This is a genomic window from Paraburkholderia lebeckiae (genome assembly GCF_050436325.1).
GTDB lineage: Bacteria > Pseudomonadota > Gammaproteobacteria > Burkholderiales > Burkholderiaceae > Paraburkholderia > Paraburkholderia tuberum.
Window position 1 is genome coordinate 692880 of record NZ_JBNDLZ010000002.1, and the last position, 15412, is coordinate 708291.

The 15412-nt window shown below is 59.4% G+C and carries 10 protein-coding genes and 1 pseudogene; 1 reads left to right on the forward strand and 10 read right to left on the reverse strand.

Annotated features, from left to right (window positions below):
* From OKW44_RS06185 to OKW44_RS06230, 10 genes and pseudogenes are all read right to left on the reverse strand, one after another.
* Complete coding sequence (locus tag OKW44_RS06185; protein ID WP_026225899.1) at positions 1-915, reverse strand: carbohydrate ABC transporter permease; 915 nt, start codon at positions 913-915, stop codon at positions 1-3.
* Positions 916-922: 7 nt separating this feature from the next.
* Complete coding sequence (locus tag OKW44_RS06190) at positions 923-2254, reverse strand: extracellular solute-binding protein (protein WP_018420980.1); 1332 nt, start codon at positions 2252-2254, stop codon at positions 923-925.
* Positions 2255-2725: 471 nt separating this feature from the next.
* Positions 2726-3400 carry a TetR/AcrR family transcriptional regulator gene (locus OKW44_RS06195; protein WP_051103796.1) on the reverse strand — a complete coding sequence of 225 codons (675 nt, stop codon included), beginning with the start codon at positions 3398-3400 and terminating at the stop codon, positions 2726-2728.
* A gap of 1400 nt (positions 3401-4800) precedes the next feature.
* Positions 4801-5949, reverse strand: coding sequence for a porin (locus OKW44_RS06200; protein ID WP_026225898.1), 1149 nt, complete (start codon positions 5947-5949; stop codon positions 4801-4803).
* A gap of 1007 nt (positions 5950-6956) precedes the next feature.
* The gene (locus OKW44_RS06205; protein ID WP_018420977.1) at positions 6957-7994 is read right to left on the reverse strand and encodes an IS110 family RNA-guided transposase; all 1038 of its coding nucleotides are present in this window, start codon (positions 7992-7994) and stop codon (positions 6957-6959) included.
* Between the two features lie 1157 nt (positions 7995-9151).
* A complete protein-coding gene (locus OKW44_RS06210) occupies positions 9152-9553 on the reverse strand; it encodes a response regulator (RefSeq protein ID WP_348524892.1) in 402 nt (133 codons plus the stop codon).
* Positions 9552-9644, reverse strand: a pseudogene (locus OKW44_RS06215) (IS6 family transposase); the annotation flags it as partial. The gene OKW44_RS06210 and the pseudogene OKW44_RS06215, both read right to left, overlap by 2 nt.
* A 305-nt stretch (positions 9645-9949) precedes the next feature.
* Complete coding sequence (locus OKW44_RS06220) at positions 9950-11107, reverse strand: porin (protein ID WP_035470954.1); 1158 nt, start codon at positions 11105-11107, stop codon at positions 9950-9952.
* Positions 11108-11230: 123 nt separating this feature from the next.
* Entirely contained in the window at positions 11231-12247 is a 1017-nt protein-coding gene (locus tag OKW44_RS06225; protein WP_018420975.1) for an alpha/beta fold hydrolase, read from the reverse strand.
* Between the two features lie 81 nt (positions 12248-12328).
* On the reverse strand, positions 12329-13657 hold the full coding sequence (locus tag OKW44_RS06230) for a purine-cytosine permease family protein (RefSeq protein ID WP_018420974.1): 1329 nt from the start codon (positions 13655-13657) through the stop codon (positions 12329-12331).
* A 668-nt stretch (positions 13658-14325) separates the two neighbouring features.
* Here OKW44_RS06230 and OKW44_RS06235 point away from each other — a divergent pair.
* Positions 14326-15363 carry an aliphatic amidase gene (locus OKW44_RS06235; RefSeq protein WP_018420973.1) on the forward strand — a complete coding sequence of 346 codons (1038 nt, stop codon included), beginning with the start codon at positions 14326-14328 and terminating at the stop codon, positions 15361-15363.
* Positions 15364-15412 lie beyond the last annotated feature (49 nt).

A 15412-nucleotide genomic window follows, 5' to 3' on the forward strand; every position in this document is an offset into this window, starting at 1 on the left:
CTAGAGCCTCCTGCCGAGCAGACGGATGATCGTGTAGGACATCGCGAAGGTGGCAAGCGCCAGCACGTAGGCGACCGCCGCGCCGCTGCCGAACGACAGCTTGCGGAACGTCTCGACGTAGATGTGCCACGACAGCACGTGGGACGCGTCGGCCGGACCGCCTTCGGTCAGGATGAAGAACAGATCGAAGTGACGGACCGCCGTCATCGCCTCGTAGATCATCACGAGCATGAAACCTGGCCGCATCGACGGCAGCGTCACATGCACGAAGCGGCGCAGCGCTGTGGCACCGTCAACACGGGCGGCCGCGTAGAGGTCCGGCGAAACCGACTTGAGCGTGACGAGCAGCAGGATCGTCGCGAGCGGCACTTCCTTCCAGACGAACGCGTTGGCGATCAGCAGCAATGTCTTGTGCGTGTCGCCGAGCCAGACCATGTAATGGCCGATCACGCCGAGCTGCAACAGCAGGCCGTTCAGCGCGCCGTAGCCGGAGTCGTAGATCCACTTCCACATCAGGCCGTCGACCACGGACGGAATCGCCCACGGAATCAGCAGCGCGGCCGAGAGGATGCGGCGGCCGCGAAACTCCCGGTTGAGCAGCAGCGCGATAAGCGTGGCGATCACCATGATCGCGAGCACCGACACCACCGTGAACCACACCGTACGCCCGACCGCGGCCCAGAAGTCCGGGTCGCGGAAAATCGCGATGTAGTTGCCGAGTCCGACGAACGGCGCGTCCATGCGCGTCAGATGGATGTCGAACAGGCTCGTCCACAGCGAATACAGCACCGGGAACACGGCGACCGCGAGCAGTACGACGAACATCGGCAGCAACAGCAGCATCGCGCTGCGCTGGTCGGTAGCCGACACCGGGTGCCGCACGAGCCAGCGGCGGGTTAGAGCAGGTGCACTCATCGCGACCTCAGGCCTGTTTGCTGAGCTCGGCCCATTTGCTGGCCGATTTCTTCAACGCGTCGGCGGCGCTCGACTGGCCAAGGATCGCGGCCTGCCACGCGCTGCTGTTGACTTCGTCCCACTCGCCGAACCAGCGCGTAATCACGTCCTTCTTGCGCGCGAGGTCCTGCTGTTTCTGGAACATCGCGAAGTCGCCGTACTTCTCATATGCGGCGCGCACCTGCGGATCGCTGAACAGCGGCTTCACGCCGAACGCGGTGCCTGTATCGAGGAACATCGCCTTCTGGAACGCGTACTGACCGTCGAACTTCCCGCCGAAGGCTTCGATCAGGCGTACCGCGTTCGCCGCACGCGCCTTGTTTGCGCCGGCGGCCGCGCTCATCGCGTGCATGCGCATCCAGGCAACTGTTGCGTGCGAACCGTTCGGACCGGCGGGCATCAGCGCCTGCCTGATGTTGCCGGCGACGTGCGACTGGCGTGGATCGTTCAGCGCCTGGATCCGGTAGCGCGGCAGCAGCGCGAACGCGTGGTTGCCGGAGGCGACGGCCTTGAAGCCGTTCAGCTCGCCGAGTTCAACGCAGGCCGGCGATAGGATGTGGTGTTTGTTGACCGCGTCGACGATCCATTGCAACGCGCTGATCGCGCCGTGCTTCGGATCGTCCATCATGACGCGGCCGCTGTCGTCGACGAAGCGCCCGCCGTGCGAAAACACCAGCGACGACATGAACTCGATCAGCCAGCTCTCGCGCGCCATCGACATCATCAGCGGGTAGTTCGACAGGCCGGCCTTCTTGATCTTCAGCGACTGGTCGACGAGTTCGTCCCAGCTCGCGGGCGGCGCGGCGATGCCGGCTTTCGCCAGCATGCTCGCGTCATAGAGGAACGCCATGTAGTCGGTGTAATAGGTCATCCCGTACTGATGACCCTTGTACCGCGTCGACTGCGTGCAGAAGTCCTGCACGTCGCTGTTGTACTTCAGCAGTTGCGGATATGCGTCGATTGGCGCGAGCCAGCCTGCGTCGGCCCACTCAGGCAGCCAGCCGTCGGAGACCCACAGCGCATCGACCGGCGCCTGACCGACGAACTTGGTGATCATCGCCTCGCGATACTGCGCGAACGGCAGGTTGTTGTATTTGACCGCAAGCCCGGTTTCCTTCTCAAACGCCGCAACTTCGCGCTTGACCGTATCGACTCCCGCCGACCAGGTGTACAGATTGACGACGTCCGCGGCGCGGGCGCGCGGGAGTCCGCCGAGCATGCCGGCCGCAGCCAGCCCCGCGCCCGCGGAGATCTGCAGAAAACGACGACGACCACTGCCGAACTTCATCACTTCGCTCATGATTCGCTCCCGGCCGCCGCTGCGGCACACCTTGTGGTGATGATCAAATTTCCCTGACCGCTTCGGAACGAACAATATTCACGTCAAAATAAATCGTCAATTGAAGACTTAAATTTTTATACATCATCTGACATGACTGAGAATTCGACAGGTCAATTCATTTTATTGTTAATTTACAGAGACTTATGCCAACTTCTAGCCGGGACCCTTCCATCATTCTGATGATCCATACGACATCACCTGACGACAAAAGGTGGCTGAGTCTGACACTTCGGGCGTCATGGCCGTCTCGCTGCCGGCGCGCGACGGAAGATTTCGCGTTGCGATATCAGGTGGAGTGAGCGGGCGGCGTTGCAGCGGCTGCAGCGCCGCCCGGGTGTCAGGATCAGCGGGAGGAGCGACGTCGGCGCAGCACGGTGCGCGGTCTGGAGGTTGTGCGTCGCGCCGCTTTGATGGCGTGCGGCGGCTGCGTCAGGCGGCCTGCCGCGCTGGCAGCAGCGCTGGAATGCTGGCAAGAAACGCCCGCACGTTCATCGCGATCACCTGTTCGGCTGGTGTCGTATTGTCGTTTGCATAGACGCGGCGGCGGATTGCCAGGTGCGACACCGCGCCGTGCAGCATCCAGCCGATCTCGGTCCGTTCGTCGATGTTCGTCGGCACGCCGCGTCCCGCGTCATGCGCGGCCTCGGTGACAACGATCTCCAGCGCGTGCGTGACCACCGCGTTGGTGTAGGTCGGCGCCATACGCAGCCCCGCCAACGACGAGTAAAGGAACAGTCGCAGCCAGCGGCGCGTCAGCAGCGACTCGTAGTATTCGCGGTAGAAAGTGACGAGGCGCATCTCCAGCGGCACGCTGCGATTCTTCAACTGGACGAACCACATCGCTTTGAACAGGCCAGCGACTTCGCGGTTGTAAACCTCTTCGATCAGCGCGGCTTTGCTCGGGAAAAGGCTGTAGAGCAGCCGCTGCGAGACCCCGCAGGCCTGCGCGATCGCGCGCGTCTGGGCGTTCAGGCCGTGCTCTGAAAAATATTCGGCCGCTTTCGCGAGCACCTGTGCCTGCCGCGCCGCGCGGGGCAGCCGTTGTGGCGCCTTCCTGGATGGCCGTTTTGCTGGAGGCCGCGCAGGGGCGGCCTGGTTTGACATTGTCTGGCTCTCCTCGGTCTTTATCCCCGGTTTCGCAGGATGTTCGGTTGTCGATTTCATGACTGTCCCATGTTCTGCTCGCGCACATTTCCATGCGAGCAAATCGTCGCACGACGACGAGTGTTTTTGCAACGGTTTAGCTCAGCGCCGCCTGGTTTCGATGCACATCGAGTTTCTGCGCCCGGGCGACGTGGCGATTCGCGCGCGGCGGTGGCGGGCGTGCCGGCATGTGGCCGTCAATTATCACTGAGTCGGCCCGAACCTGTGGAGCCAACGAGACAGGCAGCGATTCTGTTCAAACGAAATCGCTGCGTGAAAGCGGCAGGAGCCGCGTAGGAACGCGATAGATTTAAGCCGAAGCACAGACGCTCCGAAGAGATGGCGAACCGAACTCATTGTTTGTAAAGGTCCGCATCGTTACAAGCGTTCCTTTCGCAGGAAAGGTACGCCGGTTGAGTCCAGGAAGTAATCGATGCTTCTCAACAGGTGCTCGCGAGGGACGTGATTATCGAGGTTGGATGACCTACATCGACCAAGAGGCCGGCGGGCTCGTAAACAAGCCAATACTGGCGTCATCAGGGTCAATCGCGCCTATTCGATTTCTCCGAAACCAGCCGTGCAGAAACAGTCGAATCGCGGGAAGCTCGAATGACCGGATTGGACGAGTCGCCCTTCGGCGAAGCGACGACAGCCGGTAATTCGTCGGCCAAGCCGGCTTCATTCTCAAAGCGCTGCGCGCGGCGGCTCCGATGTCAATGGCCCGCCTAGCCGTTGACATCTTTCGCCGGAACAATAGTCCCTACGCTTTCAGCCATGCCAGTGCTCCCCCAACACCGAGCCCACCCTCTGACGACGGTTGGCGGGATGCTGCGGCGGCTGGCAACGCCTTGCCTCGCGCCCGGTCATCGGGGCCATCCGCTCGCATAACCCCCACCCGTCGAGACCGCGCCAGCGTCATCGCCACCGTCTGATTCAATGCCCATAATCGTCCGCGCCAGCGGAGCGGTTTAGCTCGAAGAATTTACAGCGAAGCAGAAGCGGATTTCGTGCTGCGCCTCCCACCATCCATGTATGCCGCGCCGGCTTCGCTAAACATCGTCTGCCTTATCCTATATCTGAGAAGTGGACGACATCGAGGACCCCTCGCATAGTCGCGGACCCCGCTCAAAAAAAGCCCGTCCAAACGGACGGGCCAAAATATTTCCTCGGAGAAAGTCGCGTGGGCGCAAATATCAGCGGCCTCTCGCTTCGCCTTTACTGGACCATAAACACCTTTTCGTCTGGACCCGGGACGACAGTCCCGACATATCTGGAGGCATCCATTCTGAATCGAGCGGGGCCCAAGATGAATCTGTGCAGAGGTTAATTCGCTGGCGCAACCGGTTCCGCTTGAGGGCTCCTTAGAAACGCGTGCGCATCCCCACCGTCGCCACCACCTGATTGGCGGTCGAGGATGCACCGCCTGAGGTGTTGATGAATGCGACGAACTGGTTGCCGATCGCGTGCTGGTACATTGCTTCCGCGTAGACATCGGTGCGCTTTGTCAGCGAGTACACCGCCTGGGCGTTGACCTGATTCCACTTCGGATCAGCGCCGTACGTCGTCGTGCCGTTCAGGTGAGCGTCGGTGTAGGTGTCGGTAATACCGAGGCTGACGGCCCGTGTCAGTGCATATTTCGCGTTCAGTTCGTAGTTATCGAAACGCATCGAGCCATTGTTCAGGCCAAACGAATTGGTGCCCTGGAAATGGCTGTTCGTATAGACGAAGCCGACCACCGCCGGACCGAAGGAGTAGTTCAGGCCTGCGCCGAACGTGCGCTGGACGTTCGACCCGAGCGCGAAGCCGCCAGTGCCGTTCGCGGTCGATTCCTTGAGGTCCACGGCACCAGGTGCGGTGTTGTCAGTGCCGGCGGACGAGCCGTTGATCTGCAGGTAGCCCGCGGCGACATTCAACGGACCGTGGCTATAGCTTGCACCGGCGCTGTAAGCACGGTTAACGGCGAAACTTGTGCTGTTCGAAAACGCGTACATGCCGCCGAACTTCAGCCCCGCATAGTTGTTGCTCATGTACTTGACGGCATTGCTGAAGCGCAACGAATGGTTCAGGTTGTCGTTGTCGAACGGGTGAGCAAAACCCGTGTCGCCGAACGTACCAGCCGTACCGGACAGAGGAGCCACGAAGTCGACCAGCGAGTCGTATTGACGACCCACTGTCACCGTGCCGAACTGGCTGCTGCTCAGGCCAACATAGGCCTGACGACCAAACATTCGGCTGTCCTGGCCGAGCTTGCCGTTTTGCACGTTGAAACCATTCTCGAGCACGAAAATCGCCTTCAGGCCACCACCGAGATCCTCTGCGCCGCGCAGGCCGAACCGGCTACCATTGATGTTGCCACTCGTTGCCTGAATCAGGGCGCCCTGCCCCTTGACGTTGTTGGTATACATCAGGCCGGCGTCAATCAGGCCATAAAGCGTGACCGAACTCTGTGCGTGGGCGGCCGATGCGGCAAGTGCTGCGGAGATGGCGACAGCGACGGGGATCTTTTTCAGAGACTTCATTAACAGCTCCAGCGTGTAGGAATGGAAAAGACACCGCCGCGAGTATAAGAGCGCAGATGAAAGATCTCGCGCCTGGGGCGGCGCAAGGTTCTATTTCACATTACTGCGATAATCTGCCACAAATTTGCAACGATTCAGGCGTGGTACCACGGGTGCTAAGCGCAGTAATGCCGACTCCCGATTCTTGACCGGGTGTTTACGTTGCATTCAAGCAACGCCATAGCATCGCGTTGACTAGGCATTCTCTCGGCCAACGTGTAAGCGTTGTTGCACAGAGGGCTGGCCGGCCCCGCATTTCTTGCGTCTTCGATGTGCCACGAGAGGTCATCGATGCGTCAATAGCCCCGCCTATGCACCGCGTACGTGATCGGATCGGTTATCCACCATTCGTGTTGAAAGCCCGTGGGTAGCCCGCGCGACGTCGACGCAGAGACCCCTAAAAGGCCTCTTCACAGAAAACCTGAGGGCATGCATCCTGCTGTCAAAGCGAGCCTCGGGTAAATCGGCATTTGGCTCATCGGAGACTCGCAGAATCGTCGTTCGACAGCACCCTGAAATACGCGAATGCGACACAACGACCTTCGTTTATCTCGCGAGTGGCGCGGATCGTGGGTGAACGACCGGTATGGCGCGACGTTGGGACATTTTAGGAAACCAATTGAGGGGCAGTAGCGGGTCTAGGATTGCGGTAGGGATGCCCATTACTGAGCACCCCCCGCACATACATGGACGCCCCCGGTTTGCCAAGCTTTCAATCTGTGACGGCTCAAAGGTAGAGATTGCACTCATACATCCGGACTTTCGGTGCGGCGTTGCCGCTGTCCCTGATGGAATCCGCTGGCCAGGTTCTCAATAGATCCGTGTGCTCGAGGCACGCTGTGCGGGTCAGATTTTCTTGGCCACGGTCTTACCAGTTTTGCCATCAATTCATGATCACCTGAGCAATCGATAGAGCTGGTCCGCTACGGGGTTACGGTGGATTTTTCAAGCCGCTCTGACTACGCGACTGCGATAACCGTCGCGTAGTCAGAGCGGAACTCGCGGTCACTGGACAGCAACGCCCAGATAATTCGGGCGTTCTTGTTAGCCCGGGCAACGGCCGCCACATTGGCGTTACGCCGCTTAAGCAGCCGACTCAGCCAGCCGTCGTCGGGAGTCTCCTTTCGCTGCGCCGCGTAGATCACCGAGCGTGCGCCCTGGATCAGTAGCGTTCGAAGATATGAATCCCCTCGCTTACTCATCCCCAATAGCACCGTCTTGCCGTCAGTGGAGTTTTGCTTGGGCACTAACCCGATCCAGGCACTTACCTGTCGGCCATTTTTGAAACTCTTGGCGTCGCCAATAGAAGCCACCATCGCACTGGCCGTGATCGGCCCTATGCCGGGAACCCTGGCCAGCTTGCGGCTGACATCGTTCGTGCGATGCCAGATGATAATTTGATTCTCGATCTCATGGACCTGACGATCAAGCTCCTTCAATTGCTCCAGTAGGCGCTGCACAAGCAGACGGAACGAACCCGGCAACTCATTGCTCGCATCCTCAATAAGCTCCAGTACGCGCTTGGCGATGTGGGCGATGCCCTGCGGAATTACAAGCCCGAATTCCGCCAGCAGTCCACGGATCTGGTTGGCTTGCGCCGTCCGCGCCTTTACAAATCCTTGACGGACGCGATGCAACGCCAGCACGGCCTGTTGCTCGATGTTCTTGATCGGCACGAAACGCATGTTTGGTCGGCCAACCGCTTCGCAGATGGCTTCAGCATCAGTCACATCGTTTTTGTTCGTTTTCACGTAGGGTTTGACGAATTGTGTTGCCATTAGCCTCACATCGTGGCCTAGGTCGCGCAGCTTGCGAGCCCAATGGTGAGCGCTTCCGCAGGCTTCCATACCGATCAGACACTGCGTGATGTTGGCAAAAAAGGCGACGACCTGGTCGCGCTTGAGTTGCTTCCTCAGGACGGTCTTGCCGTGCTCGTCAACACCGTGCACTTGAAATACATTTTTCGCCAAGTCGATACCAACGGTCGTAATCTTCATTGCCGGACGCTCCTCTTGGTTAAAGTGGTTTCAGCAATCCTTCCACTCCACTATGGCACGTTAGGGCCATTGGTTTGTGGGTGGGGGCGTCCATACCAATAGATCCCGGCGTGCCCAATTCGGGCACCGGGCTCCTACCTCGGGTGTTGGACGGCGAAGCGCCGGTCAGGCCACGGATGAAGGATCCGAGGGGGCGGAAGCCAGGCATTGGCGATTCGTCTCATTCGCTCCCACGTCATGGCGTCCTTCTGACTGCGCCGCCGGAGCGTGCGCCGCCATAGAGCGGTAACATGATGTCGAAATGCGCCGAGTGCCCGCGAGTTGGTAGGCACCGCGTGATACGCAAAGTATCCGCGAACTACCTGCCTGAGCCATTGCCCTTGCACTGGAATCGGTTCGTGCATGCGCGTCCGTAGCGCCTCCTTGATCTGCCTGAGTCTCGCCCGCATGCGATCCCCTCGGGTCTTCCGCTGCAACTGGAAAGCCCCGCGACGAGACCTGCCGCAGATAAAGATGAAACCCAGGAAATGTTGTGTTGAATTCGCAGGAGGCCGGATAGCAAGGGCTGCGGAGAACTTGACGCCACATAAATAATGGATGTTCTTGGTAAGACCTCGGCAATTTCTTGGAGGTCCAGCCATGTTCGAACAACTCTTTGAGCGTCCATCGGCCGTCGCTCGTCACGCGAGCGCACCATATCCCGACGAGCGTCGGCGATACCTGACCTACTGTGCGCAACGGGGCGACTCCCGCTCCACTCTCCTGCTCAAGGCGGATGATCTGCTCTGGGTAGCGCGCAAGCTTAGCGTCTATCCGGACCTGCGGGTGACGATTGAACAGGTGCGGACGGTGGCGCACCCCTGGAACGATCGAGAGCGCGCCTGCGGTCGCGGCCTCAACACAGACTTCACGCGCGAACGATTCGTGCAGACCGCCCGGGCCTGGCTTCGCTATCTCGGCTACTTTCCTCCGCCCCTCGAGCCGATTCCATTCCAGTCGCAGCTGGACGAGTACTGCAGTTGGGCAAGGAATGAGCGAGGTTTAAGCGACGCGACCATCAAGCGCTATCACCACAATATCAAGCAGTTTCTCCGTTGGTACGTGCGCCACAACAGCGGGCGTTGCCGGGACCCACTGCAGATTCAAGCGCTCTCGGATCAATTCCAGCAGTTCGACAACATTGACAGGCTTGACGAGAAAATCCTCGTTGCGAATGCCTGCGGCGTTTCCCCCCCCTTGTCGAATGCATTGGCTGAGACCACGATAATGGGCGCATTGCTCATCAAATTCGCGCGAAGCAACCGCGCGGTTTCCCAACCATCCAGCAGCGGCATGCCGATATCGAGCAGGATCAGATCGGGCACGAACGAAGAGACGGCCCGCAGCGCCTCGATCCCGGAGGCGGCTTCCTGGACATCGAAGCCCAGCGGACCGAGCAACCTGACTTGTAGCTCGCGGTCTACCCGCTCGTTGTCCACCACTAGTACGCGGCGCGTCGGACCGGCATAGCCGCCGATCGGCAGTTTGGGAAGAGCCTGATGCGGCTTGGGATCGCGCACTTCTGCGTTTGATTGCCCGTTGGTCTTGTTCGACAACGTTCAGGTACTTCGCCTGTCGAATTTCGATCGGTGTCTCACGCCCGAGATTGAGGATGGACCACCTCTGCCGCTCTTTCATCTCGCTACCGGCGAGTTGACAAGGCCAGTGCCAAGTGTGCGACGCCGTCCAGCACGGCGAACACTTGACGCCACACAAGCAAAATACGCGACCTGTATGACCGGAAGCGGCACTCTCCCGCTTCCAGCCATACAGACGACCAGCGACATTTTGGAACCGGATTCTTCAGGACACCACCAACGGTCTCAAAATCACCCACGGATTGCTCCGACGACCCAATTGTCGCCGCGTTTCCATGAACCGGCCAACAACGTGGTAATACCGGAAAATGGTGTGGCTCAGAAGTTGTGGCGAATACCCACACTAACCTGCGTCTGGCTATTGGTGCCTGATTGAATGCCTGTGTCCGCTATTTCCGCGTAGGAAAGGCTTAGGCCATTACCCCCGGAGACGTGTTGATAGGCTGCCTCGGTGTACAGCAGCGTCCGCCTGCTCAAGCCGTAGTCGACCTCCATCGTGACCTGCTGATTGTGCAGGGTTGCGCTCGTCGCGCCGGAAAGGTGCTCAGTCGTGAACGTGTAGCCGGCGCCAACGCTCAGCGCGTGCGTGAGCGGGTATTTGCCGTAAACGCTGTAGTTATCGAAGCGGAGGTCATCGCCGGCGCGGACATCGAGCGAATTGCCGCTTGCGAGTGAGAGGTAAGTGGAATGTGTATATAGCAAACCGACCGTTCCGGCTCCGATGTCGGCGCGTGCGCCGCCGCCCCAGATGGTCTGGTCGCCGGCTGCGATGGTGTACCCCATTCCCGCATTTACGGCACCCAAAGTGTTGTTTGCGCTCACCAGATTGTCTGCGTCCATATAAGCCGCCGCGAAGTGGAATGGACCGTAGTCATACGCGGTGCCGGCGCTCACAAGACGGTTGTTTTGAAACTGGCCGGCCGCATTGGAAAAGGCGTACATGCTGCCGAAATGCCAACCGGCAATAACCGGACTTTCGTATGTCACCGAGTTGCTGACCGTATAGCTTCCGCCGACTGTGTCGTTGTCGTAGACGTGTGCCGACGTGTTGCCGCCAAACGTGCAGTAGGCCGATACGGGACACAAATAATTCGTGACCGGGCTGTACTGCTTGCCGAGTGTCAATGTGCCCCAGCGATCATCCTTGATGCCAACCCATGACTGCCGTGAAAACATGTCGGCACTATTGGTGCTAGCGCCGTTGCCGAGGTTGAATCCGCTTTCGAGATCGAAGATGGCATGCATGCCGCCGCCAAGATCCTCGCTGCCCTTGATACCCCAAACCGTCGTGTTGTTGGCCGAATTGCCCAGTGCCCACACCGGGCCGGCTTTGCCGCCCGGGCTTTTTCCGCTGTTGGTGAACTGAACGCTTTCGTCCAGCACGCCGTACAGCGTCACGCTACTCTGCGCATGGGCGGCCGATACAAGTGCACCCGCAACCGCTGCCGCTGCGAGATGTTTTCTTTTGATAAACATGATTGTTGCTTAAATAGGTAGTAATCCGATATAACTGAGATCGCTGTCGTCTGGCGATTTTCAGTTTGTTCGCCCCGCTATTCCACCGCGCTTCTAGTGGCACGGCGTTCTCAGCGTTGGGCTTCAGCGTTCGAGCAGTTCACGTAGTGCCTTGTCGAGCACTTCGATGTCGACGGGGCTCGTACCAGGGCCGCCGGCAAAGTGCCCCCAGATCGAATCGACCACGCGGAGCTCCGCATTCGGCATGTGCCTGACTTCAAATTCGCTGTCTTCCGGCGGGAAGTAAAGGTCGGTCTTGCAAGGCATGACAATCGCCTTGGCACGAATCGACGAAAGCGCCTTCACGAAGTCGCCTTGATACATTTCGTTATTGCTGATGTCGCCGTACTGCCAGGTCCACAGCATGCCGAGCAGATTGTTGGCGTCCTTCGACAGCAGCCAACCCTCCCAGAAACCGACCAGAAAGTCTTCAAGAGAGGAGTAGCCAAGCTTCTCGAGATCGAGCTTTTCCCGGTAGAACGTTTGCGACAATCCCCATCCCGCATAAACGCGCGCGGCCGCACGCAAGCCCTTGTCGGGCTGAGCGTCGTACCAGCCGTCACTGAAAGCGGCATCGACGGTGAGCGCCGCCTTGACTCCCTCCAGGAACACGAAGTTGTGACGCGAGCACTTCGAAGAGCCTTGGAACGGCAGGATTCGCTCGACCATCTCCGGATACATTGCGCCCCAGTGGAATGTCTGCAATGCGCCCATCGACCAGCCCGTAACAAGAGCGATCTTCTCGATACCGAACAGCTCCGTGACGAGCCGCCATTGCATGCGCACATTGTCGTACGCGGTCACATTCGGGAAGCGCGCTTTGCCGTACGGAGCAGGCGTATTGCTCGGCGACGACGAGAGACCGTTGCAGAACATGTTCGGCACGATGATGAAGTACCTGGTCGGATCCAGCGCCTTGTCCTCGCCGATCAGCCATTCGTTTTCATAGTGTTGGCCCGAATACCACGTCGGGTAGACAATCACGTTGTCTTTCGCGGCGTTCAGAGTTCCGTAGGTCTTGTAGGCCAGCTTGGCGTCGGGAATCCGCATGCCGCTTTGCAGCACGATGTCGCCGAGAGAAAAGATGTTGTAATCGGACACGATGAAGCAATCCTCAGTGAAGATACATTGATATGGACGCGCGGGCACGCGCCGGTGTAAACGGTGTCGGGACGTTGATCGTCAGGCGCTATCGGCAGCGATGCCTGCTGTCTTCGAGAATTGCGCGATCAATCCGTAGGCAATGGCGCTGATGACGAATGCCGACACGGCAGTGGAAAATTCGGGAAAGCGTTTTTCGACAACATACGCCGCCACTGATCCAATCGCCCAAGCGGCGAAAGCCTGAGCGCGCCACTGGGAGTCTATGCCCGCGCCCGGGCGCGTGAGGTACTGGTCAACCAATACGATGGCGCCGATCGGCGGAACAATAATGCCCAGCAGAGAGAGCCAGGGAATGAAGAGCGCCCAAACATTGGTTGCGGCTACGGCAATGCCGATCGCGGCAAGTATGACCGCGGCCGTGCGCATCTTGACGCCGACGATCCGCGACCAGCCGACGGCGGAGTTATATAGACAGTGAGCGCAAACCGAGCCCAGGCTGCAGAAGAGGAATATGACCGCAACCGTGCTCAGCCATGTCTGGTGTTGGTTCAGCATGTAGCCGAACATGTTGTCCATGCCGAACGGTTGCGGAGCCGGCAAGGCGATGGCCGCGGTCATGATGCCGCCCATCAGCATCGCGTAGCAGTTGGCAAACGGAAAAGCGGTGAACGTGGCAATCCACGAATCACGACCGTTCTTCGCCCAGCGATTGAAGTCCGCCGAGACGGTGCCCGCATCGACGAACAGACTGATCACGATCGTCAACCCGACACCGAATGCCATCGACGATGTCGGGTTAGTGCCGCTGTAGTTGAACACGGTGCCCCATCCCGCGTGTCCGCCGGCATCGACCGCCACCCACGTCCCCAGGATAAGAAAGAGCGGCACCGAAACCATGCCGAGCCAGTGCAGCCCGCGGATTCCGACGAACGTCACCGCGAGATAAAGCAGACCCGCGATGAACGTCATGACAAGATAGCTTGTGCCAGAAGACGAGTGAATGAGATTGCCGGTAATGCCGGTCTGTACCGCGTACCAGCCAAGCAGCAGACTCGAAAGCAGGCCCGAGGCCAAAGCGTAGCCTTTGCGTCCAAACACGCGGCTCGCCAGCAGCGCGAAGTTGAGACCGTGCTTCGCTCCCAGGCCACCGAGCAAGCCAACGTAAGCGAACATCAATAGGTTGCCAATCGCCATCGCGGTGAGCGCACGGCTAAAACCCATCCCTGCGACGAGAATGGAGCCCGTCATTGCACTCGTAATGATCATCGGAAAACTGATCCACACGGTCGCGAGCGACATGACGCTGCGTCGCGCCACATTCGGGACCGGTGTGTGTTCGTACTCATCGCCGAGTACGTGGTCAAGCGCCGCTTCGCTGCCGGCGCCTGCGGATTGTGGAGGTGACATGACGTTCTTTCCAAGTGAAGCTGAGCTGCCATCAGGCGAGCCCGGGCCTTGACAAAAAAAAAGCCCCCCAGATGCCTTTTCGGGCTGTCTGGAGGGCTCTATTGCCCCGCCGCTATATCGTCGCTATTGACGCATCGCGGATCGGAATGACGTTGCTAGGTTCTTGTGAACAAAATAATCTGTCAAGCGCTTTGAGAATCAAAAAGGCGGCAACGTGTCCTGGCATTCACGCACGTTACGAAACGTGCGTGTGAATGAGAAACGTTCTATACATCATGCGCATGGACGGTCAGCATGAGGCTTTCGGACGAATGCGTTAAGCGAATCCGGCGCTCGGCATTCTGAACGATGCGCCGGCATGCCATGCGCCGTCGCGCAAATCGATGCCATGGGGAGCGGTGGGCGCTCGCTTCCAGCGGATACGTGACGTCGGTCAACAGTGCCGTCTATTCGCACATGCGGTCGGCCTAGAGAGCCTTGGTAGAACTCCTCGCACATAGGCTTGACAAGCGTGTGAGCGCCATCTAGCATTGGCCCGTACATTTACGGTTTCGCACTCGCCGCCAACATCGCCGGCGAATCGCAAAGGCAATAGAGCCCGACCGGACCTTCGCGTCCGTTCGGGCTTTTTTTATTCGTGCGTTTCACATCGAAACAGGAGAGAAGCAATGCGACATGGTGATATTTCCAGCAGCAACGACTGCGTCGGCGTAGCCGTCGTCAACTACAAGATGCCCCGGCTGCATACCAAGGCGGAAGTGCTCGACAACGCGCGCAAGATCGCGGACATGGTAGTCGGAATGAAGCAGGGGCTGCCAGGGATGGACCTTGTCATCTTCCCCGAATATTCGACGCACGGCATCATGTACGACGCGAAGGAAATGTATGAAACAGCATCGACCGTGCCCGGCGCGGAGACGGAAATCTTCAGCGCGGCGTGCCGGAAAGCCAACGTGTGGGGCGTCTTCTCGCTGACGGGCGAGCAGCACGAGGAACATCCGAAGAAGGCGCCGTACAACACGCTGATACTGATGAACAACCAGGGCGAAATCGTGCAGAAGTACCGCAAGATCATGCCGTGGACGCCGATCGAAGGCTGGTATCCGGGCGACTGCACGTACGTGTCGGAAGGGCCGAAGGGCATGAAGATCAGCCTCATCATTTGCGACGACGGCAACTATCCGGAGATCTGGCGCGATTGCGCGATGCGCGGCGCTGAACTGATCGTGCGCTGCCAGGGCTACATGTATCCGGCCAAGGAGCAGCAGGTGATGGTGGCGAAGACGATGGCGTGGATGAACAACGTCTATGTGGCGGTGGCGAATGCGACCGGCTTCGACGGCGTGTACTCGTACTTCGGCCATTCGGCGATCGTTGGTTTCGACGGACGCTCACTCGGCGAATGCGGGACCGAGGAAATGGGCATCCAGTACGCAGAATTGTCGACGAGCTTGCTACGTGACGCCCGCAGGAACATGCAATCGCAGAACCACCTTTATAAGCTGCTGCATCGCGGCTACACGGGCAAGATCAATTCCGGCGAGGACATGCATGGCGTGGCCGCCTGCCCGTTCGAGTTCTACGGCAAATGGGTCAACGATCCGGAGGGCGCGCGCCGACAGGTCGAGGCGCTCACGCGCTCGCTGCCCGGCACGCCGGAATGCCCGATCGAGGGCATTCCGCACAGTGAGCCTGCGCACCGGTAACACCCATCGCGCGCCGTCGCAGCCGCGCACCGGCTTAAGCGCGGCGCGC